This window comes from Mycobacteroides chelonae CCUG 47445 (assembly GCF_001632805.1).
Lineage (GTDB): Bacteria > Actinomycetota > Actinomycetes > Mycobacteriales > Mycobacteriaceae > Mycobacterium > Mycobacterium chelonae.
The window spans coordinates 2,919,746-2,938,466 of the sequence record NZ_CP007220.1; the positions used below are offsets into that span (position 1 = coordinate 2,919,746).

At 63.9% G+C, this 18,721-nt stretch carries 18 protein-coding genes and 4 tRNA genes; 8 read left to right on the forward strand and 14 right to left on the reverse strand.

Annotated elements, in window-relative coordinates; all coding sequences use genetic code 11:
* Positions 1-200: 200 nt before the first annotated feature.
* From BB28_RS25085 to BB28_RS14365, 3 genes are all read right to left on the reverse strand, one after another.
* Complete coding sequence (locus BB28_RS25085) at positions 201-1,040, reverse strand: hypothetical protein (RefSeq protein ID WP_126315407.1); 840 nt, start codon at positions 1,038-1,040, stop codon at positions 201-203.
* Positions 1,041-1,204: 164 nt separating this feature from the next.
* Positions 1,205-1,384, reverse strand: a complete 180-nt coding sequence (locus BB28_RS25825; RefSeq protein ID WP_075874259.1) for a helix-turn-helix domain-containing protein — start codon at positions 1,382-1,384, stop codon at positions 1,205-1,207.
* A 321-nt stretch (positions 1,385-1,705) separates the two neighbouring features.
* Positions 1,706-1,777: transfer RNA gene (locus BB28_RS14365), tRNA-Val, on the reverse strand.
* Between the two features lie 169 nt (positions 1,778-1,946).
* On the opposite strand from BB28_RS14365, the gene BB28_RS14370 reads away from it, so the two are divergent.
* From BB28_RS14370 to BB28_RS14385, 4 genes are all read left to right on the forward strand, one after another.
* Positions 1,947-2,019, forward strand: a tRNA-Gly gene (locus BB28_RS14370).
* Positions 2,020-2,045: 26 nt separating this feature from the next.
* A tRNA-Cys gene (locus BB28_RS14375) sits at positions 2,046-2,119 on the forward strand.
* A 9-nt stretch (positions 2,120-2,128) separates the two neighbouring features.
* A tRNA-Val gene (locus BB28_RS14380) sits at positions 2,129-2,203 on the forward strand.
* A gap of 131 nt (positions 2,204-2,334) precedes the next feature.
* Entirely contained in the window at positions 2,335-2,577 is a 243-nt protein-coding gene (locus BB28_RS14385; RefSeq protein ID WP_225421940.1) for a hypothetical protein, read from the forward strand.
* On the opposite strand, the gene BB28_RS14390 is transcribed toward BB28_RS14385, so the two are convergent.
* Positions 2,558-2,800, reverse strand: a complete 243-nt coding sequence (locus BB28_RS14390; protein ID WP_046253990.1) for a three-helix bundle dimerization domain-containing protein — start codon at positions 2,798-2,800, stop codon at positions 2,558-2,560. The genes BB28_RS14385 and BB28_RS14390 overlap by 20 nt on opposite strands.
* Before the next feature lie 238 nt (positions 2,801-3,038).
* On the opposite strand from BB28_RS14390, the gene BB28_RS14395 reads away from it, so the two are divergent.
* Both BB28_RS14395 and BB28_RS14400 read left to right on the forward strand, forming a co-directional pair.
* The gene (locus BB28_RS14395) at positions 3,039-3,764 is read left to right on the forward strand and encodes a sensor domain-containing protein (RefSeq protein ID WP_126315409.1); all 726 of its coding nucleotides are present in this window, start codon (positions 3,039-3,041) and stop codon (positions 3,762-3,764) included.
* 262 nt (positions 3,765-4,026) lie between these two features.
* On the forward strand, positions 4,027-4,917 hold the full coding sequence (locus BB28_RS14400; protein WP_046253992.1) for an aldo/keto reductase: 891 nt from the start codon (positions 4,027-4,029) through the stop codon (positions 4,915-4,917).
* Positions 4,918-4,927: 10 nt separating this feature from the next.
* Here the strand turns inward: BB28_RS14400 and BB28_RS14405 are convergent, their stop codons facing one another.
* From BB28_RS14405 to BB28_RS14420, 4 genes are read right to left on the reverse strand one after another with little or no spacing between them, the layout of a single operon-like run.
* A complete protein-coding gene (locus tag BB28_RS14405) occupies positions 4,928-6,001 on the reverse strand; it encodes an XdhC family protein (RefSeq protein ID WP_046253993.1) in 1,074 nt (357 codons plus the stop codon).
* Entirely contained in the window at positions 5,998-8,706 is a 2,709-nt protein-coding gene (locus tag BB28_RS14410; RefSeq protein WP_046253994.1) for a molybdopterin-dependent oxidoreductase, read from the reverse strand. Before BB28_RS14410 ends, BB28_RS14405 begins: the two co-directional genes overlap by 4 nt.
* Positions 8,703-9,515: an FAD binding domain-containing protein gene (locus BB28_RS14415; RefSeq protein WP_046253995.1), complete on the reverse strand. Its 813-nt coding sequence runs from the start codon at positions 9,513-9,515 to the stop codon at positions 8,703-8,705. Before BB28_RS14415 ends, BB28_RS14410 begins: the two co-directional genes overlap by 4 nt.
* On the reverse strand, positions 9,515-10,885 hold the full coding sequence (locus BB28_RS14420; RefSeq protein WP_046253996.1) for an 8-oxoguanine deaminase: 1,371 nt from the start codon (positions 10,883-10,885) through the stop codon (positions 9,515-9,517). The genes BB28_RS14415 and BB28_RS14420 overlap by 1 nt, the downstream gene beginning before the upstream one ends.
* Before the next feature lie 62 nt (positions 10,886-10,947).
* On the opposite strand from BB28_RS14420, the gene BB28_RS14425 reads away from it, so the two are divergent.
* Entirely contained in the window at positions 10,948-12,357 is a 1,410-nt protein-coding gene (locus BB28_RS14425; protein ID WP_046253997.1) for an amidohydrolase family protein, read from the forward strand.
* On the opposite strand, the gene pucL is transcribed toward BB28_RS14425, so the two are convergent.
* The 5 genes from pucL to BB28_RS14450 form a co-directional block, all read right to left on the reverse strand.
* The gene (gene pucL / locus BB28_RS14430) at positions 12,354-13,262 is read right to left on the reverse strand and encodes a factor-independent urate hydroxylase (RefSeq protein ID WP_046253998.1); all 909 of its coding nucleotides are present in this window, start codon (positions 13,260-13,262) and stop codon (positions 12,354-12,356) included. The genes BB28_RS14425 and pucL overlap by 4 nt on opposite strands.
* A 16-nt stretch (positions 13,263-13,278) precedes the next feature.
* Complete coding sequence (gene uraH / locus BB28_RS14435; protein ID WP_046253999.1) at positions 13,279-13,602, reverse strand: hydroxyisourate hydrolase; 324 nt, start codon at positions 13,600-13,602, stop codon at positions 13,279-13,281.
* Entirely contained in the window at positions 13,599-14,141 is a 543-nt protein-coding gene (uraD, locus tag BB28_RS14440) for a 2-oxo-4-hydroxy-4-carboxy-5-ureidoimidazoline decarboxylase (RefSeq protein ID WP_046254000.1), read from the reverse strand. The genes uraH and uraD overlap by 4 nt, the downstream gene beginning before the upstream one ends.
* Positions 14,128-16,080: a solute carrier family 23 protein gene (locus BB28_RS14445; protein ID WP_046254001.1), complete on the reverse strand. Its 1,953-nt coding sequence runs from the start codon at positions 16,078-16,080 to the stop codon at positions 14,128-14,130. Before BB28_RS14445 ends, uraD begins: the two co-directional genes overlap by 14 nt.
* 112 nt (positions 16,081-16,192) lie before the next feature.
* Positions 16,193-16,903 carry a GntR family transcriptional regulator gene (locus BB28_RS14450; RefSeq protein ID WP_030093719.1) on the reverse strand — a complete coding sequence of 237 codons (711 nt, stop codon included), beginning with the start codon at positions 16,901-16,903 and terminating at the stop codon, positions 16,193-16,195.
* Positions 16,904-17,060: 157 nt separating this feature from the next.
* On the opposite strand from BB28_RS14450, the gene BB28_RS14455 reads away from it, so the two are divergent.
* Positions 17,061-17,801 (forward strand): aspartate/glutamate racemase family protein, encoded by a 741-nt coding sequence (locus BB28_RS14455; RefSeq protein ID WP_046254002.1) that lies wholly within the window; start codon positions 17,061-17,063, stop codon positions 17,799-17,801.
* On the opposite strand, the gene puuE is transcribed toward BB28_RS14455, so the two are convergent.
* The gene (gene puuE / locus BB28_RS14460; protein ID WP_081252270.1) at positions 17,756-18,721 is read right to left on the reverse strand and encodes an allantoinase PuuE; all 966 of its coding nucleotides are present in this window, start codon (positions 18,719-18,721) and stop codon (positions 17,756-17,758) included. The genes BB28_RS14455 and puuE overlap by 46 nt on opposite strands.

Genomic DNA, 18,721 nt, shown 5'->3' on the forward strand with positions numbered 1-18,721 from the left:
CGCTACTCGATCCACTAGCGGCGGCGCTTGGCCCAGCCAAGTCGGCGGCAAGACTTTCACTACGAGCCCCCGCCAGCCGTAGGCCGTCAGCATCGACGCTCAACCCGGACACCACGCACCCCCTCACGTTGATACAGCGGCCCAAACCGCTGCTAGAGCGACTATACGCGGTAGCCGGTGAACGATGCGCGCGAGATGTTCTACGAATCTGGTTCATCCTGGGAACGCGCTGCGCTCCGCGCTTGTGCCTCGCGGATGCGTTGCATTGTCTTCGTGTTCTGCTCACGCACTCTCTGGCGATGGTCGATCCAGTATTGACGTTCGCCGTCAGCATCAGACGGATAGACCCAAATACCTTTATGCTCCTGGGAGAAATTGCCGAGAGTATCGGCAATTTTCTTGATTTGTTCAGTCTGTTTGGTTATTCGTTTCGTTAGGTCGTGCACACCGAGCGTCTCAATAAATTGAGTATCCCTTAACATATCAAAATCGAGCACCGAGGGCATCTCGTATTTTCGATGATGACTATCTTCGTACCGAACAACTACCTCGTGTCGTGATACTAGTTCCAATTCTCGAAACTCAATAGGCGCCAATAAACGTCGTTCGTACTTCTGTCGAAGATCCTTTATGTATTTTTCGCGCTGAACCGCGTAATCCCAAAGTGTGCGCACCTCTTGACCTGGCGCTAAAGTTTTGATCTCGCGGAATTGAATCGAAGTAGGCCTTTCCCCTTCATAATCCGGAGATTGACGAATTTCAGGATTGACATCTACGACTACATTGTATGCGGGTGTCGTGCCGAAATTTCGTATGACAATATCGAGAAATTGCATATGGTGAGGAGTCGATTCGGTGTAAGCCACAACGTTCGGCTGAGCCTGCTCCTCACGTGTCTGTCGCGCGACCTTGACCTGGCCATACGCAACGAACGCCGCAATGATCGCCACCGCAAATGTCGCCCACGCTGCGATGGCTGACCATGCTCCAGATGTGAGCAGTACCGCGCGGTACCACAACCCGCATCCCCAGCCCGTCATCCATAGTGCTATCGCAACGACCAGCCCTGTGGTCGTTGCTCCTATGGTTCGTCGCCCGATCTTGCAATCTCGTGCCATAGATCCCCCTCTGCCGGAAGCCAACTCACGTGAGCCATGATCGTACGCGGCATGGATGACGCTACTGAAGGAAATCGCCGAAATTATCAGCGGCCAAGACTCTTGATAATCTCGTCTAATTCCATTCTGTCAAATTTCAACAGCCGCGTTCCGACGCGATGTGCGGGGATTATCTTCTTTGTGACGTAGCTCCGAAGGGTGTTCTTGGATACGCCGATATATTCGGCAGCTTCGGCGGTAGATAAATACCGTGTGGGAATAGACATAAAACGAAACCTTTTTATTCTCAGCGCACCGCGCCCTGGTGCATGGGTTCCGTTTCCCACCAATGAGATTAACGTAATTGGTGCCTAAAGGCCATTAATGGGCTTCGATGTGACGCGCCTCTCCCCTACTGCGCTAGCCGAGCCGCGTTGGTGCCTTCTGGCACCCGTTGGCGGAGCGATGCAACCCGGACGACGCCAGGGCGGGTGTAGGTGAAGGATGCGTCGGCAGCAACCCCAGCAAAGAACCCGACATAGCCCCTGGATAGCCCAAAAGGGTCAGGAATGTGGGTGATTAGCCCTCTGATCTGCGAAGACAAGGAGTGGTCCCGGCTGGGTTCGAACCAGCGACCCCTCGCGTGTGAGGCGAGTGCTCTTCCACTGAGCTACGAGACCGCAATGTTGATCGTTGATGGCTGATCAACCGAGGTGAAAGGCTAGCACGAGACGCCGTAAACACCGCAGTCCGGCCGCCGACGGGCCGCGCACGCAAGGGATTTGTGAATAAACCTTCCGTTCGACTACTGTTTCAACTCGCACCGGGTGACGATCTCATCCGTTGCGCGCGGATGTAGCGCAGTTGGTAGCGCATCACCTTGCCAAGGTGAGGGTCGCGGGTTCGAATCCCGTCATCCGCTCGAAGGGGTAGACAGGCATCCCTAGCGGTGGAGTGGCCGAGTGGTGAGGCAACGGCCTGCAAAGCCGTGCACACGGGTTCGATTCCCGTCTCCACCTCCATAAAGACCCGCGCGATTAGCTCAGCGGGAGAGCGCTTCCCTGACACGGAAGAGGTCACTGGTTCAATCCCAGTATCGCGCACCACAGTTTTTCTCCAGGTCAAAAGACTGCACGATCGCCCATCCCATACTGGCCATTCAACAGGCAGTTGAAGCACTTTCGCCGGGCCTAGCAGGTAGCTGTACACGTGAGTGATCAGATGTAAAAATGCGCACGTGACTGAGGATGCCTCTGTGGCACAGGCCCGGACACTCCTGGTATCGCTCTACGAGCATGTCAACGAAGTGTCACAAAACATGGCCAAGACCGAGCGCCTCATCCGACATACCCCGCAGCACAGCTCAACCCACCGGCATCACCACCGCCGGGCCGCCGCCATGCGCAGAGACCTCTATGAGGCCCACCGGCTCATCGACGGCCTGCATCACCGGTACCCCACTACGCGAGACGCGCGGTAGCCCCCTCGGCCGTCACCGCACTCGACGAACTCGCCGTCGCCAACTCCGCGCGGGCGCGTCGCTCGACCAGCAACGGCACAAACTCACGCACCCGGCAATCGACGAACTGTGCGTGCGCACCCTGCACCACAGCCGAGACGTGTTCGGGCGACAACCACGAGTACATCGCCATCAGCCGCTGCTGGACCGCCGCCACCAATGCCTGCTCACTCATTCCAGACATGGCATAAGCGTGAGCCACCACCCCTGACCCGTCAACCGGTAGTTCAGATCCCATTAACCACAGAGCGCCCACCTCGTCGCTGGGTTGACCTGCGAACAGTTCGCCGTCGGGTGTTCATTTCTCATTGGACCTGGATGAAGTAGGCATTCACTTTCTCGCCCTAGCGGTAGCTGAAGCACTAAGAATCTGGCGATTTTTGCGGCTTGACCATCTGTCTTTTCCGCACTAGAAATTGCTGGTGCAAGCTCTACGAGTGCAGCTGACTGGCCTGTTCATCGCGGGCGGGTTGTTGGCCGGGTGTGTGGTTCCCGGCGCCGCGAATGTGGGTCAAGGACACGTTGGTTCCGCGGCCGAGATCCTGCCCGATGATGCCCAGATGTCTTCACTATTGGCGCTCCGGCTCCATTCGGATGCACGCGTCGAAAGGCTCGACCTCGCGGCAGCCAATGCCCACAGCGCGGATACCCGCACAAGTTCTGTCGAGTGCCTCGGCGTTGCCTCACCCAGTTGGGGCACCACATTCGCCGAAGCTCCGGTACGTCAGGCCATACAGCAGCAGTGGTCTACACGCTGGAAAATCCGGGGAACTGGTTCGGGCACGACGATAGAGATCCAGATTGTTGAGCTGGATTCCCCAGGCAGCGCGAGAACCTGGTTCACCAGCCTGGAGGCCAGCTGGCGGCATTGCCAGGACACGCCGTTCACCACAAGAGGCACCGGGACCGGTGCGGTAACCAATGTGGAAATCAAAAATGTTGCAGAGGATCGCATTTCATCAGATTTTGTGCATGCGATTGTCACCGAATCGACCGGCCCGCAGCATCTGGCGCCACGCCAGACGCAACGAGCTGCCATCCAGACATCGCAGTACATCATCGACGTATCGGTACGCGGACGCACCGACGCCACGAGTGACAAAGCCCAATCCGTGGCCCGCCTGGTCAAAGCCAACGCCACCGCATAAGCCCCTCCTGCGCTCGTTTCTGCCATCGCACAGGGACCAATCGCGACACTCGCGACGTAAGGATCGTGTAAATCGAATAGTCGTGCGGACACCGAAACCCCTTGCTGTTCAGCGATTTCAGCAAGTTCACAGCGATTTTGTGAGCAGCGTCATAGATGCCGAATTCAACTGACAGTTCTACAGTTTCAACTGTCACAAGGACGTGTCGCTCCCGGGTATCAATTCCACTGCTCCTTCAGCCGCAGAGTGATTGGAGTCCGTCATGCAACCATGCACTGTCCCGAAAGTTCGTTTCCACAATGGTGTGGACATCCCGCAGCTCGGGCTCGGCGTCGCCGCAATCCCCGATGTCGAAGCGGAAACCATTGTCCGGCAAGCACTTGACGCCGGATATCGACATATCGACACCGCCACCAGATATGGCAATGAGCGAGGAGTCGGTCTGGGCATCGCCCGTTCGGGCATACCACGCGAAGACGTCTTCATCACCACGAAGTTGTGGGTAGACGATTTCTCTGATGTGGCGGGCGCTTTCGCCCGCAGCCTCGAGATGCTGGGCACCGATTACGTGGATCTATTCCTGATCCATTGGCCTGCACCGGATCACGGGCAGTATGTGACTGCCTGGCAGCAGATCGTGCAGCTCTACTTGTCCGGCGGCATCCGTGCCATCGGAGTATCCAATTTCGAGCCCGAGCACGTTCACGCCATCGTCGATGCGACCGGCGTACTACCGGTGATCAACCAGGTGGAGTTACACCCGTACTTCCAGCAGCGAAAGTTGCGGCAGTTCAACTCCGATCGGGAAATCGTCACCGAGGCCTGGAGCCCGCTGGCCCAGGGAATCGGCACCACCGAGGACTCCCCACTGGCCGCGCTGGCCGCAAAACACAACAAGACCCCCGCGCAGCTCATCCTGCGTTGGCATATCGAATTGGGACATGTGGTGATTCCCAAGACCTGCTCGCCGAGCCGACTGGCGGAGAATCTTCAGATCTTCGATTTCAGTTTGTCCCCAGAGGATCTCGACGTGTTCGTTCAGTTCGACAAACCCAACGGTCGACTGGGGACACATCCCAACGAGGGATTCTCGGCGCACCACTCTGCGCGGAGTAGATGGCACCGGGAACGGCTGGCCAGGCGCGCCGCCTAGCCGGTAGTCCTCACCGGTGAATCGGCCCTTCGGTGTCGCTCAGGGCCCGCCCTGATCCTCCCGACGTCTCCGCGATGATTTGCGCTGCAATGGATATCGCGGTCTCCTCCGGCGTGCGGGCATTGAGGTCCAGGCCCAGCGGGCTGTGTAAGCGCCGCAGCTGATCGTCGGTGACGCCTTCCTCACGCAGGCGGGCGACCCGCTCGATGTGGGTGCGGCGTGAGCCCAGCGCGCCGACGAATGCCACCGATGCTGTCGTCAGTGCCGCCGCCAGCATCGGCACATCGAACTTCGGGTCGTGGGTGAGCACGCACACCACGGTGCGCCCGTCGACGCGCCCGGCCGCTACTTCGGCGCGCAGGTATCGGTGCGGCCAGTCGACCACCACCTCATGGGCGTGCGGGAACTGTGCCGGCGTCGCGAACACCTCGCGCGCATCGACCACCGTCACCCGGTAACCCAGTTGGCTTCCCGTGTGGCTCAAAGCCCGCACGAAGGCGTTGGCGCCTGCCAGAATCATCCGCGGCGGTGCTCCGAACGCCTGCACAAACACACGCGGCCGCGCGGATTGATCGGGCTCACAGCGATCGGCACCCGCCACCGCGCTGTGCCCCGCCCGCACCAACGACGCGATGTTGCCGTCGATCTGCGGCCACGGCGCCGACTCGCCCGGCCGCACCAGGGCCCAATCCGGAGTCCCCGACAGCGTGCTCACCAACCCCACCGGCTCCCCCGCCTCGATCAGCGCACGCAACCGGCGCAGCAGTGGCACTTTGTCGGAGTCCACACGTTCGGTGACGACTTCGATCTCACCGCCGCAGGTGAGTCCGGGAGCCATACCGTCGTCGACACCAAACCGCTCACTGACACACAGCCCGGTCGCCAGCACGTCACGTGCGGTCTCGATGACCGCAGCCTCCACACATCCACCGGACAGCGATCCGATGACCGCCGAATCGGCCGTCACGAGCATCGCCGCACCGGGTTCACGCGGAGCAGCGCCGCTGACCTCCACGACGCGGGCCAAGGCGACAGCGCCACCGCCCTCGAGCAGATCGATCAGATCACCCAGCACGTTCTTCATGAGGACGCTCCCGCACCGGATGCGTTGATGGCCTGCCACACGCGTGCCGCGTTCATCGGCAGACGGTGCATCCGAACCCCGACGGCGTCACGGATCGCGTTGGCCAGCGCGGGGGCCACCGGGTTGTACGGGGACTCGCTCATCGACTTGGCTCCCAGCGGCCCCAACGCGTCATAGGTGTCGGCGAAGTAGACCTCGGTATCGGGCAGATCCACCAGTCGCGGAATGTGATAGTTGCGCAGCGCCGTGGTGCTGACAAAGCCGTCCTGCACCAGGATCTCTTCGTAGAGCGCAGAACCGATGGCCTGTGCCACACCGCCTTCCACCTGGCCGCGGCACTGCTGTGGGTTGATGACCACCCCCGCGTCGGCGGCCTGTATCGATTGCAGGATGCGCACGGTGCCGGTGCCCGGATGCACACCGACGCGGAATGCCTGGACGTTGAAGGCGACCGACCGGGGCGTGCCCTCATGGCGGCCCAGTGCGGCCAACGGCTGCGGCGCCGAGCCCGCGATATCGACCAGCCCCAGCAGCTCCCCGCCGGTCCGCACGCCGTCGGGTCCCAACACGCACCGCGATTCCGGTACCGCCAACTTCGCCGCGGCAAACCGGATGATTCTGTCGCGCAATAGCTCCGCCGCACGGTGCACGGCCAGACCCGCGACGGTGGTGCCGGCCGAGCCGAAGGCACCCGTGTCGTGGCCCACCCCGTCGGTGTCGGCCTGGTGAATGTCGACCTGGGCCGGTACGCATCCCAGTACCGCAGCCGCGAGCTGCGCGTGCACAGTGGTGGTGCCGTTGCCGAATTCGGCAGAACCCACGGTAATCCGGTAGCGCCCTTGCGCGTCCAGCTCGGCGCGCGCATCGGCCACATGCCCACGCGGCGGCACGGTCGCGATCATGGCGATCGCCATGCCCTCCCCTACCTTCCACTCCGCAGACAGGGTCGATCCGTTACGCGCCGGATCGGCGCCGCCGCGAGCCAGCGCGTCCTGCGCGAGGTCCAGACACTGGTCCAGCCCGTAACTACCGAACTCCAGGTCGTCTTCCTCGACTTCCCAGCTGACAAACGGGTCTCCCGGGACGATGGCGTTGCGGCGCCGGAACTCGAACGGGTCGATGCCGAGTTCACGTGCCAGCTCGTCGAGTGCCGATTCGATACCGAACAGCACCTGCCCCAGCCCGTAGCCACGGAACGCACCGGACGGAATGTTGTTGGTGTAAACAGCTTGCGCGTCGACGCGCTTGTTGGCGCAGCGGTATTGGGCCATCGACTCGTTACAGCCGTGGAACATCACCCCGACGCTGTGGTTGCCGTAGGCCCCGGCATCGGAGAGCACGTCGACCGCCAGCGCGGTCAGCACCCCGTCGGGTCCGGCCGCGGCGGTCACATTCACCCGCATGGGGTGGCGGCACGGCGCGATGGTGAACTGGTCGGTGCGGCTGAACTCATAAACCGCAGGTGCCCCGGTGACACGCACCGCCAGCAGCACCAAATCCTCGGTGAGCATCTCCTGTTTGGCGCCGAACCCGCCACCGACGCGCGGTGCGAACACCCGAACCTGTTCGCGTGCAAGGCCGAAAACATGACACAGCTCGTCGCGCACCAGGAACGGGACCTGACTGCTGGTACGCAGCACATACCGCCCGCGCTCGTCCTGCCAGCCCACCGCGCCGTGGGTTTCCAGGTGCACGTGCTGCACCCGCGCCGTCTGCCAGCTGCCGCTGACCACCGCCCCCGATTCCCTGGCCCGGGTCACCGCGGCCTCGACATCACCGACCTCACCGTGCACCTCGGCGACCAGATTGCGTGCGGGATCGGCGATCCTGGCACCGGACCCCTTATCCCCATGCACCATGTGTGCGCCGGGCTGCTGCGCCAGCTCTGGATCGAAGATCGCCGGCAGTACCTCGTACTCGATGTCGATGTACTCGAGCGCCCGGTGCGCGATGGTCGGCGAGTCCGCCACCACCGCGGCGACGCGCTGTCCCGCGAAACGCAGCACACGGTCGAAAATCAGTGTGTCGTCGGGGTCGTCGGTGCGCTCGTGATGGCGTGCGGTGGAGAACGGCACACCTGGGTCGTCGCGATAACACAGCACCGCGCGCACCCCCGGCACGTCGCGGGCCTTCTGGATGTCGATCTGGGTGATACGGGCCGACGGGTGCGGGCTGCCCAGGACCGCAATATGTCCAACCCCGGCGGGCAGCTGGTCCATGGTGTACGGCTCGGTGCCGGTCACCACCCTCGCCGCTGCAGGGGCACTGACACTCCCTTGCGGGGGTGCCGCACCGCAGATGGCCGCGCGAATAGGCCGGTAACCGGTGCACCGGCACAGGTTGCCTTTCAACGTATTTCCCAGATCTTCGGTCTGGTCCTCGGTGAGCGTGGCCGCCGTCAAGACCATTCCCGCGGTGCAAAATCCGCACTGGAATCCCGCATGTCCGATGAAGCCGTGCTGCATGGGATGCAGGCCCTGTTCGTCCCCGAGGCCACGCACGGTGAGGATCTCGGCATCGGTGACGCGATGCGCGGGCACGATGCACGAATGTTGCGATGCCCCGTCCACCAGTACCGTGCAGGCACCGCAATCACCGGCGTCGCAACCCTTTTTGACCTCGGTGTGGCCGTGCTCGCGCAGGAAGGTACGCAGGCACTGCCCGGGTCGGGGGCTGGTGTCGATGATGTGACCGTTGACCTTCACGGGCGGCCTCCGGTCAGCTCATCAGCGACCTCGCGGGCCAGTTGAACGGTGACCGCACGCCGCCAGTCCGCGGTGCCATGCGCATCGGTATGGAACTGCGCGCCCGGGATGGCCGCCACAGCCCGCGCGACACTTTCCGTTTCGGCGGGAGCCCGCAGCACGAATGGCCTACGCGTTGCGGCCGAGACCCCGAGCACGATGTCGCGGCCGTCCAGGCGCCCGGTCACCAATGCACCGGAGCGCCCCAGCTCGGAGTACGCGACCTTGCGCAGCGTTGTCGGTTGCGTAAGCGCTGCGGCGGGAAAGGTGATGGCACGCAATACATCACCGGTACGCAATACCGTCGTGTTGATATCGGTCACGAAGTCGGTAACGGCGCACCGTTCGTCGGTTCCGTCGCGGCGCCAGATGAGCAGCTCGGCATCCAGGGCAGCGCACAGCGAGATCATCGCGCCCGCGGGCAGACCCAGACATACGTTGCCGCCGACTGTCGCGGCGCGCCAGATCTTGAAGGAGGCCAGCAGGGCACGCGCGCACTGCCCGAAAAGGGCGGTGGCCTGCCAGTCGGAGGGATATGAGGCAGTGACGAGTCGTTCGATGCTGCAGGTGGCAGCGACCTGCAGGCCCTCTTCGGTCACCACCAGGTCCGGCCAGCGCATACCGGCAAGGTCGACTAAACGCCGCAGCCCAGGTTGTGGCTGACTCATCAGCCAGGTGCCGCCCGCCAGCACGCCGTCCTGCATCCCGAGACCGCCCAGATCAGCGCGGTCCCGCGGAATCAGCACCGAGTCGACGGTGTGCAGATCCATCAGCGCACCCTGCCCATCAATCCATGATGCGCCGCCTGCACCGCGGCCGCGATCCGATCGGTGTCCACCGTCAGCATCTGCCCGTCCCTGACGACGGGTTGGCCGCCCACCCACGAGCATTTCACCGGTGGTACCTCACCCAGCACCAATGCGGCCACCGGATCATCGATGCCGCTGTGTCCCAGCGTGCGCAGGTCCCACAGCACCAGGTCGGCGTACTTACCGACCTCGATAGAACCGATCTCGTCGGCACGGCCAAGGAGGCGGGCTCCGCCTAACGTCGCCAGCTCCAGCGCGGTACGTGTGCTCAGTGCCGTAGGCCCTCCGACCGCGCGGGCGAACAGCAGCGCCTGGTGCGCCTCCTCCAGCAGCCGCCCCGACTCATTGGAAGCAGCGCCGTCCACACCCAGACCCACCGGTACCCCGGCCGCCAGCAGCTCCCGGGTACGGGCGATACCGGCACCCAGGCGCCCGTTGGACGTCGGGCAATGCGCGATACCGGTCCCCGTGCCTGCCAGCCGGGCGATGGCCGCATCGTCGAGGTGAATACCGTGCGCGAACCACACATCGGGCCCCAGCCAGCCCAGCTCGTCCATGTAGTCCAAGGGGCTGCAGCCAAACCGCTCGGCACAGTAGTCGGTTTCATCCTGGGTCTCGGCCAGATGGGTGTGCATCCGGACACCGTGCTCGCGGGCCAACACCGCCGTCTGCCGCAACAGCTCGGCTGTCACCGAGAACGGCGAGCAGGGGGCCAGCCCGATGCGCACCATCGATCCGGGTGCGGGGTCATGCCAGCGCTCGACGGCCGCGGCGCTGGCCTCCAGGGCGGTGTCGATCGACTCCACCAGGTCGTCGGGCGGCAGGCCGCCGGCCGACTGCCCCAGGTCCATCGACCCGCGGGTCGGGTCGAACCGCAGGCCGACCTCCCGCGCCGCCTCGATCTCGGCTTCCAGCAGATCGCCTGCGCCCGAGGGAAACACGTAGTGGTGATCGGTGGTGGTGGTGCATCCTGACAACGCCAGCCAGCTCAACGCACCCTGCGCCGCCACATGCAGACCATCGGCGTCGATACCCGCCCACACCGGATAGAGGGCGCTGAGCCATTGGAAGAGAGTGTGATCGGCGGCAAGCCCGCGGGTGATCCACTGATAGAGGTGGTGGTGTGTGTTGACCAGCCCGGGTGTGAGCAGACAGCCACGGCCATCCACACGTTCGATGCCGGGCAGTGCCTGCCACGGGTTCTGCTGACCGGCGTGCAGTATCGCGGCGATCAGGTTGCCCTCGATGACCACGGTCGCACTGTCGAGCTCACGACCGTCGCGATCCACGGTGGCCACGAAAACGTTCTCGATCAACGTAATTGGACTCATCGGCGGGACCTGCCGGTGACCCTTGGGCTGCGGACCCGACGTGCGATGTGCACTATGGTGCGATGGACCCGATTGCCGCCACCGTCTACCGCGGGCATATCTTCCACATCGCGGGCTCCCCCGGTGTCGCCGATGCCGCCGCGCACCTGCAGTCGATCCCCGATGGCGTGCTGGCGGTCAGCTCCGACGGTGTGATCGCGTACTGCGGCACCTATACCGAACTGCCGCAGGCATATTCCGCGTGGCCGGTGCGCGATCATCGCCCCGGTTTCCTGCTCCCGGGCTTCGTCGACACCCACATGCACTTCCCGCAGACCTACTGCACCGATTCTTATGGCGGCGGCCAACTGCTGGAGTGGCTGCAGCGCTGCATCTTTCCGGCAGAGGCCCGTTTGGCCGATCCGGTGCTCGCCCAGCACACCGCCGAAACCTTTTGCCGGCGCCGCATCGCCGTCGGTACCACGGCCGCGATGGTGATGGGCTCGGCATTCCCCGACGCGCAGGCCGCCTTGTTCACGGCGACACGCACCGCGGGCCTGCGGATGGTCAGCGGACGCGGCGTGCAGACCACCGGGCCCGACAGTGCCGCGCCGCTGCTCACCACCACCGAGCGCGCAATCCAGCTCTGTGCCGACGAAATCGAGCGCTGGCATGGCAGCCCGCTCACCGACGTGGCGCTGGTGCCCCGGTTCTCGCTGTCTGTCACGCCCGATACCCTCGCCGCGCTTGGCGAGCTGTACGACGGGGTGCGCGGCAGCGGTGTCTACTTCCATTCGCACCTCAACGAGAACGCCCGGCCCGGCACCGGTGAGGTGGACGTCACTCTCTCCACGTTCGGGGTGAGCAGCTATCTGGATACCTATGACGGTCATTTCCTGCCCGGCTCTCGCAAGGGCGGCTCAACCCTGTTGGGCCGCAGGAGCATCCTGGCGCACGCCGTGCATTGCCAGGATGCCGAACTGGCACGCATGGCCGAAACCGGCTCCTCCATAGCGCATTGCCCTACCTCACAACTGTTCCTGGGCTCCGGGACCATGCCGTGGCGCCGGACCGTCGAGAGCGGAGTCACCATCGCTCTGGGCACCGATGTGGGCGGTGGCGATGAATGGCTGATGACGCGTGTACTGAACGACTGCTTCAAAGTCCATATGTCCGAACCGGCGTCGGCCGCGGTGTCCCTGCATCCCGCCGAGCTGTTGTTCACCGCCACCCTTGCCGGGGCCCGCGCGCTGGACCGCGAGGAAACGTTTGGCAACTTGGACGAAGGCAAGGACGCAGACTTCCTGATCATCGATCCACACCGATGGGAACCGTTAGCCGACACCCTCTTCCGTGGCGTCCGGTCTGACGATGAGCAGTTGGCCACCGAACAGCTGCTGTTCCGGCTGCTGATGGGGCTACGCGAACCGGCCATCAGCTCGGTGCGGGTGCGTGGGCGCGACATCACCGGCTACCTCGACCGCGACTGCTAGACCAGCCAGGCCAGATGCGGGTCCCAGGCCGGCCCGGCCTCCGGAGCGTCGTCGCGGGTCACGATGGCCTGGATGAGCCCGTACGGACGGTCGTCTGCGTGGAAAACCTCGTTGGGGTTCTCCAGCCCGAACGGTGACAGGTCATACACGAAGTGGTGCTTGTTAGGCGCCGAGAGCCGAACCTCGGCGATCAGCGGATACGCCTCCAGGATCGCCTTGCCGATCTCGTACAGCGTCTGCTGCAAGGCCAGCGAATGCACAGTGGCGAAGCGCTCCAGAATGATCCGCTTGACCCCCAGATACGTCTCATCCCAGTCGACATCGGTACCGACAAAGCGCCATTTGGCCACCAGCGAGGTGGCCATCACCCGGTCACTGGTGGGCTGCAGAATCGTGTACTTGTCCTCAAGAAAATCGTGAAACTCCGAACCCGTCGACTTCAGCACAACCAGGTCTTTGAGACCACCGATCACCCAGCTCCGCTGCGCCGCACCCACACCGTCGACGGTGATCTCCGCGGTACGCACCTCCTGCCCCTTGCGAACCCAGCTGTGGTCATGCTCGCGCCCGTCGACAACGACTCTCTCCCAGGCATATTCATCGATCTCAATCCGCGCACCGGTCACCGGTTCGTACTCGTCCACAAAGTGATGCGCCAAGTCCAGGCCGTATCGCTCGATGGTCTCTATGCCCTTCTCCTTGGCGTAGGCATAGATGGTCTGCTTCTGACTGTCGGTGGGCAGCACCTTGCGCTGATCGCCGTCTGTGTAGGCCGCGGCGAAATCCCCACGCAGCGCGCTGCCGACGTTGAGGTCCTTGATCTCATGACGCGGGCTGTCGCGATAGATCCTGACTACCCGATTCTCGGCCTTGCCGTACTGATTGCCTCCGAGGACGATTGCCACTGGTGCGTTTCCTTTCTCAGCTGCCGCGATAGGTGGAGTAGGCGTACGGGCTCAGCAGCAACGGGACATGCAGATGCCCACCACCGTCCGCCTGGAAACTGATGATCACTTCCGGGTAGAAACCCTCGATCCCGTTGTCGGTGAACCAGGTGCCGGTGTCGAACACCAACCGGTACCGCCCAGCGGCCAGCACCGCACTAGTAAGGTCGGCGATCCTGCCATCGGAATCTGTTGTGCCGTTGGCAAGCTCGGTGCCCGTGCCGTCCAGAAGCGTCACGGGCACGCCCCGCGCCGGTCGCCCGGATACCGCGTCCAGCACATGGGTACTCAAACCCGTCACAATCCACCTTCCGTCTCGATCTCATCGGCATGCCTGCCCGCCGGACCCAGCATCCGCTCCAGGCGGCTGCGATTGATCTTTCCCAATTCCATTCTCATCACCCGGCGCTCGTGCTGCGGGTCGTTCTTGAGCCGCTCCTGAAGGATCGCCAGTAGCTCCTCGGCAGGCCTACCATTCGCAAAGACCAGGTACACGTAGCCGAACCGCTCCTCATACTCGGCATTGCATTCCCGCAGACGCTCCAGTACCGCGGCGTCAGCACCGGTGACTCCCGACTGCTCGCGGCGCGACGCCGCATTATCGGCCCGCTCCCCGATCCGTGGGTGCCCGTCGAGCGCCTCGTCCACATCCGCGTCGGTCAGCTCGGCCAAAATCAGATCTGCCCGGTGGTACAGCGCGTCCTCATCGCGGAATGGCCGGCCTGCAGCGACCCGCACTGCCCATATCCGCGACGCGCAGCACTCGTAGAGCCAGTGGATCGCCTGGCCGTCGCTGAGCTCGTTGAAACTCTCGATCCCCCGCCAATCAACGCGCCGCATGGAAGTCCTCGAAGCGCCCGAAGCGGGCCGTCGTGATGGGGTTGGCGTCGGCCACCAGATCATCGAACCGGTAATTGGCGATCTTGGCGATCTCGATGAGGGCGAACGACCGCTCGCTGGTCGTGGAGTTCTCCATGCGGCTCCACCCATTGCGCAGCACCCGCTCATAGCGCTCGGTCTCACGCGCGCAGATCACCAGTGGAAAACCGAAATGCTCGCGATAGGCATTGGCCAGGCTCACCACGTTGTTCAGCTCGCCCTCGTCGAGAGTCTGCAAAATGGTGTGGTCGACGGCCGTCATCTCTCCAGCTTCGTCCTCGGCGCCCAAATCGGGGAACGATCTGATGAGTTCAAGCTGTTCCTCATCGCTACCGGTGAGCATCGCCTCCTGGAAGGCGCTGCGTAGATCGTGTGCGTCGGCGAAGGGACGCTGGCGGTAGGCACAATCGACAACCCAGTGCACGTCTTGGACCAGTGCGCCGAAGGTGCGACGGAACTCTTCCAACGTCATCTCGTTGACCTGTGCGAGCCGGATGGCGCCGCCGCCCGCCACCGCAATACCCCGGCTGCCGGTGTGGAAGAACAACAGATTCAAGGCGATCGCGGTGATAGCGCCCATGGTGATACCGGTGCTGAACGGGATCTGCAGCAGTCCCGGCACTGCCTGGTCGATTCCCGGCAACGCGGGAACCTGAACCTCACGTCCGCGATCCAGCACGGTCGACGGGCCCGATGACTGGGAGAACTGTACGTACATCCCCATGGCCAGTGAGGTACTGGCGATGATCAGGTTGCGGTGGTCGTTGAAGTCGACCTTGCCGAGTGTCTGGATGCCGACCACAGCCACCGTCGCGAACAGTGTCATCGCGGCCCCGCCCAGCACCGGGGCGGGGATGGACTCCACGACCTTGGCGGTCTTGGGCAGCACGCCCAACACCATCATGATGACCCCGGCGGCCGCTACTACCCAACGACTCTTGACCCCGGTCAGGCGCACCAGACCGACGTTCTCCGAGAACGCCGTGTACGGGAAGGAGTTGAAGGTGCCGCCGATCATGGTGGCGATGCCGTCGGCGCGGACGGTGGCCGCGATATCCGCCCCGCGCACCCGCTTGCCGACGATCTCGGCGGTCGCGAAGACCGCCCCAGTGGATTCGACGGCGGTCACCATCAACACCACGATCAGGGACACCACCGCGATGACGTCGAAACGCGGTGCGCCGAAGGCGAACGGCGAGGTGAATCCGACCCAGCCCGCCTCGCCCACCCGGGTGAAATCGGTATCACCGGCGAGCCAGGCAATGGCGGTACCGGCGATCAACCCGAGCAATACCGCGATGGTGCTCCAGAAGCCACGAAAGAACCTCTGCATCAACACGATCAGCACGATGGTGCCCACCGCGTACATCAGCCAGCGCCCGTTGCCGGGATCGTGCGCGGCCACCGGGCTGTGCGGGTTGCGGACGGCGTCGCCGATGCCCACCGGCAGCAGCGATACCCCGATGATCGTGATGACCGAACCGGTCACGATCGGCGGGAAAAAGCGGATGAGGCGGGCGAAGAACGGCGCGATGAGGAAGGTGAAGGCACCCGCGGCGATGACGGCGCCGTAGACGGTGAGCAGCCCGACCCGGCCTCCGCCGTGGTCATTGGCGATCTTGATCACCGGGGCCAGGGTGGCGAAGGTAACCCCTTGCAGCAGCGGCAGTCGCACACCGATCTTCCAGAACCCGACCGCCTGCAAAATGGAGGCGATGCCGCAGGTGAACAGGTCGGCGGTGATCAGCATGGTCAGCGCCTCGGCGTCCAGGTCGATGGCGCGCGCGATGAGCAGCGGCACCAGCACCGCGCCGGCATAAAACGCGATCACATGTTGAATGCCCAGCGTGACGAGCTTGCCCGCGGACGGCACCTCATCGACGGGATGGACTCTCCTCATCGCGGAACCTCCCTGGTCTCGGTGCGCACCCGCCGGCCGCGCAAGCGACGCTAGAGCGAGCGTGTTGCGGCCAGGTTGCCGGGTGTCTATATTTTGCCGACCGGTCAATCCGCTACGTATCGACGATCACATCCAATTGCCCTGCGGCAGAGACTATCGCCGACTCCAAGCGGTCGTGATGCGTGCTCGCCACTGCGAGCAGGGCCTCGGTATCGCGCCTTGCCACCGCTGTGATCATCGCCTCATGGTCGGCATGCAGCTGCAGTTGATCCGACGCCGATACCGTCCGCATCACCTGAAACGGCTCGGTCAGATTCCACGTGGCCTCGAACATGTGCAACAGGCGATGCATACCGCAAGGGGTCACCAGGGCGCGGTGAAAACGCCGGGAATGCAGGTGAAAGGCCCGTGCATCACCCTCGACGGTCGCCTGTTGCAGCAGCTCGTGTTCGGCCAGCGCTCGATCCAGGTCCTCCGAGGTAGCCAGCGCCGCGGCCTGTGCCAGCGCGGCACGCTCGAGAACGCCTCGGGTGAAATAGATCTCACGAAGTTCCGGCAGCGTGAGCTGAGCCACCCGGTATCCGCCATTGGCCCGATGATTGACAAGTCCTTCGGCGACAAGGGTCTTGAGTGCTTCCCGCACCGGGATCGGGCTGATCTGGTACGTGTCGGCCACCTCGTTGATGGGGATCATCGAGCCCGGCGGCGCGGCACCGTCCAGGATGGCCCGCCGCAGCCCGTCGAGCACACTCGTCTGGTCATGCCCGGACCGATTGGCGCGCAGCTCGTTGATCAGCCTCCGGTAGCGGAACGTACGTGACATTCGCCCTCCATCGCCGTCGTCTCACACCCGATCTTCGCAGCGCACGCGCCGGGCCGCCATCGCTGGCGACACAGAGTTAACGCGAACGTTTCATGACGCGGTGCGTTGTGACAACGCCACACCCCGCACCCTACGCGGGCGACGTACCCTGTGGGCCATGCGGATACGCGTCATCAATCCCAATACCACCGAGGCCATGACGAAGGCCATCGGGGCGGTGGCCGAATCGGCGGCCTGGCCGGGAACCAGCATCACCGCCGTCAACCCGGCGATGGGGCCGGTATCGATAGAGAGCCATTACGACGAGGCGTTGAGTGTGCCCGGTGTGCTGGCCGAAATCCGCCGCGCCGAAATCGAAGGCGCCGACGGGTATGTACTCGCATGCTTCGGCGATCCCGGCCTCGATGCCGCCCGGGAACTTGCCACCGGCCCGGTGCTCGGTATCGCCGAGGCCGCCATGCACATGGCCAGTCACCTGGGCCGGGGGTTCAGTGTGGTCACCACGCTGGAACGCACCGCCGGGCGCGCCTGGGATCTGGCCGAACGCTATGGGATGTCACGTTTCTGCCGGGGCGTGCACGGTTGCGATATCGCGGTGCTGGACTTGGAAACCAATCCCCAGACCAAGGACATTCTCATAGAACTATGCCGCCGCGCGGCCCGCGACGACGGCAGCGAGGTGATCGTGCTGGGCTGCGCGGGAATGGCCGGGCTGTGCCGGGATATCTCGGCGGAGATCGGACTCCCGGTAATCGATGGCGTGGCGGCCGCGGTGAACCTGGTGCAATCGTTGGTGTCGATGGGCCTGCGTAAATCCGGGCACGGCGAGTTCGCCGCACCTCCGGTCAAACCCTATGCCGGACTATTGGATTCGTTCGGGTCGATACCGGCGGGGTGAATCCGGCGCCAATGCTCGGCGATGTCGAGTCGTCTGGCGATCCACACCCCCTCATGAGCTTGTACGTGGTCGAGAAACCGCTCGAGCGCAACCGTGCGCGCCGGCCGGCCCACCAGCCGGCAATGTAAACCCACCGACAGCATCTTCGGGCTGCCCGCCTCCCCCTCGGCGTACAGACAATCGAAGGCATCACGCAGATGGGTGAAAAATTGTTCCCCACTGGGGAATCCGGCCGGTGAGGCGAACCGCATGTCATTCGTGTCCAGGGTGTAGGGCACCACCAGGTGGTCGATCACACCGCCGTGAGCGGGCACCCGAACCCAGTACGGCAGATCGTCGGCGTACGAGTCGGAGTCGTAGGTGAACCCCCCGTGCTCGACCACTAGCTGCCGGGTCTGTGGGGAGTCTCGCCCCGTGTACCACCCCAGAGGCGCAGCGCCAGTGAGATCGCGCACGATCTGAACCGCCTGCGCCATGTGCTCACGTTCGATATCCGGCGACACCAACTGATAGGACTGCCAGCGCAGCCCGTGACAGGCAATCTCGTGCCCAAGCTCACCGAACGCGGCCACCGCCTCCGGATTGCGCTGCAACGCCTGCGCCACCGCGAAGACGGTCAGCGGCAGGCCACGGCGCTCGAAGACCCTCAAGACGCGCCAGAGACCGGCCCGTGAGCCGTATTCGTACAGCGATTCCATGCTCATGTGCCGGTTGGGGAATGCCTCGGCCGGGACCATCTCCGAGAGAAACGTCTCCGACCCCGCCGAGCCATCCAGGACGTTGTTTTCCGCGCCCTCTTCGTAGTTGAGCACGAACTGCACCGCGATCCGCGCCTCGCCGGGCCAGCGCGGGTGTGGCGGCGTGCGCCCGTAACCCACCATGTCGCGGGGTGCCGCCTGTCCAGCCTCGTTATGAGCCAT

What these genes read in the sequence shown, in the direction of transcription:
- BB28_RS14455 (WP_046254002.1), top strand. Translation starts at nt 17,061, where the DNA reads ATGCGGATACGCGTCATCAATCCCAATACCACCGAGGCCATGACGAAG.
- BB28_RS14445 (WP_046254001.1), bottom strand. Translation starts at nt 16,080, where the DNA reads ATGAGGAGAGTCCATCCCGTCGATGAGGTGCCGTCCGCGGGCAAGCTC.
- BB28_RS14450 (WP_030093719.1), bottom strand. Translation starts at nt 16,903, where the DNA reads ATGTCACGTACGTTCCGCTACCGGAGGCTGATCAACGAGCTGCGCGCC.
- uraD (WP_046254000.1), bottom strand. Translation starts at nt 14,141, where the DNA reads ATGCGGCGCGTTGATTGGCGGGGGATCGAGAGTTTCAACGAGCTCAGC.
- BB28_RS14420 (WP_046253996.1), bottom strand. Translation starts at nt 10,885, where the DNA reads ATGAGTCCAATTACGTTGATCGAGAACGTTTTCGTGGCCACCGTGGAT.
- puuE (WP_081252270.1), bottom strand. Translation starts at nt 18,721, where the DNA reads ATGGCTCATAACGAGGCTGGACAGGCGGCACCCCGCGACATGGTGGGT.
- BB28_RS25825 (WP_075874259.1), bottom strand. Translation starts at nt 1,384, where the DNA reads ATGTCTATTCCCACACGGTATTTATCTACCGCCGAAGCTGCCGAATAT.
- BB28_RS25085 (WP_126315407.1), bottom strand. Translation starts at nt 1,040, where the DNA reads ATGACGGGCTGGGGATGCGGGTTGTGGTACCGCGCGGTACTGCTCACA.
- BB28_RS14405 (WP_046253993.1), bottom strand. Translation starts at nt 6,001, where the DNA reads ATGAAGAACGTGCTGGGTGATCTGATCGATCTGCTCGAGGGCGGTGGC.
- BB28_RS14400 (WP_046253992.1), top strand. Translation starts at nt 4,027, where the DNA reads ATGCAACCATGCACTGTCCCGAAAGTTCGTTTCCACAATGGTGTGGAC.
- BB28_RS14390 (WP_046253990.1), bottom strand. Translation starts at nt 2,800, where the DNA reads ATGTCTGGAATGAGTGAGCAGGCATTGGTGGCGGCGGTCCAGCAGCGG.
- BB28_RS14425 (WP_046253997.1), top strand. Translation starts at nt 10,948, where the DNA reads ATGGACCCGATTGCCGCCACCGTCTACCGCGGGCATATCTTCCACATC.
- BB28_RS14415 (WP_046253995.1), bottom strand. Translation starts at nt 9,515, where the DNA reads ATGGATCTGCACACCGTCGACTCGGTGCTGATTCCGCGGGACCGCGCT.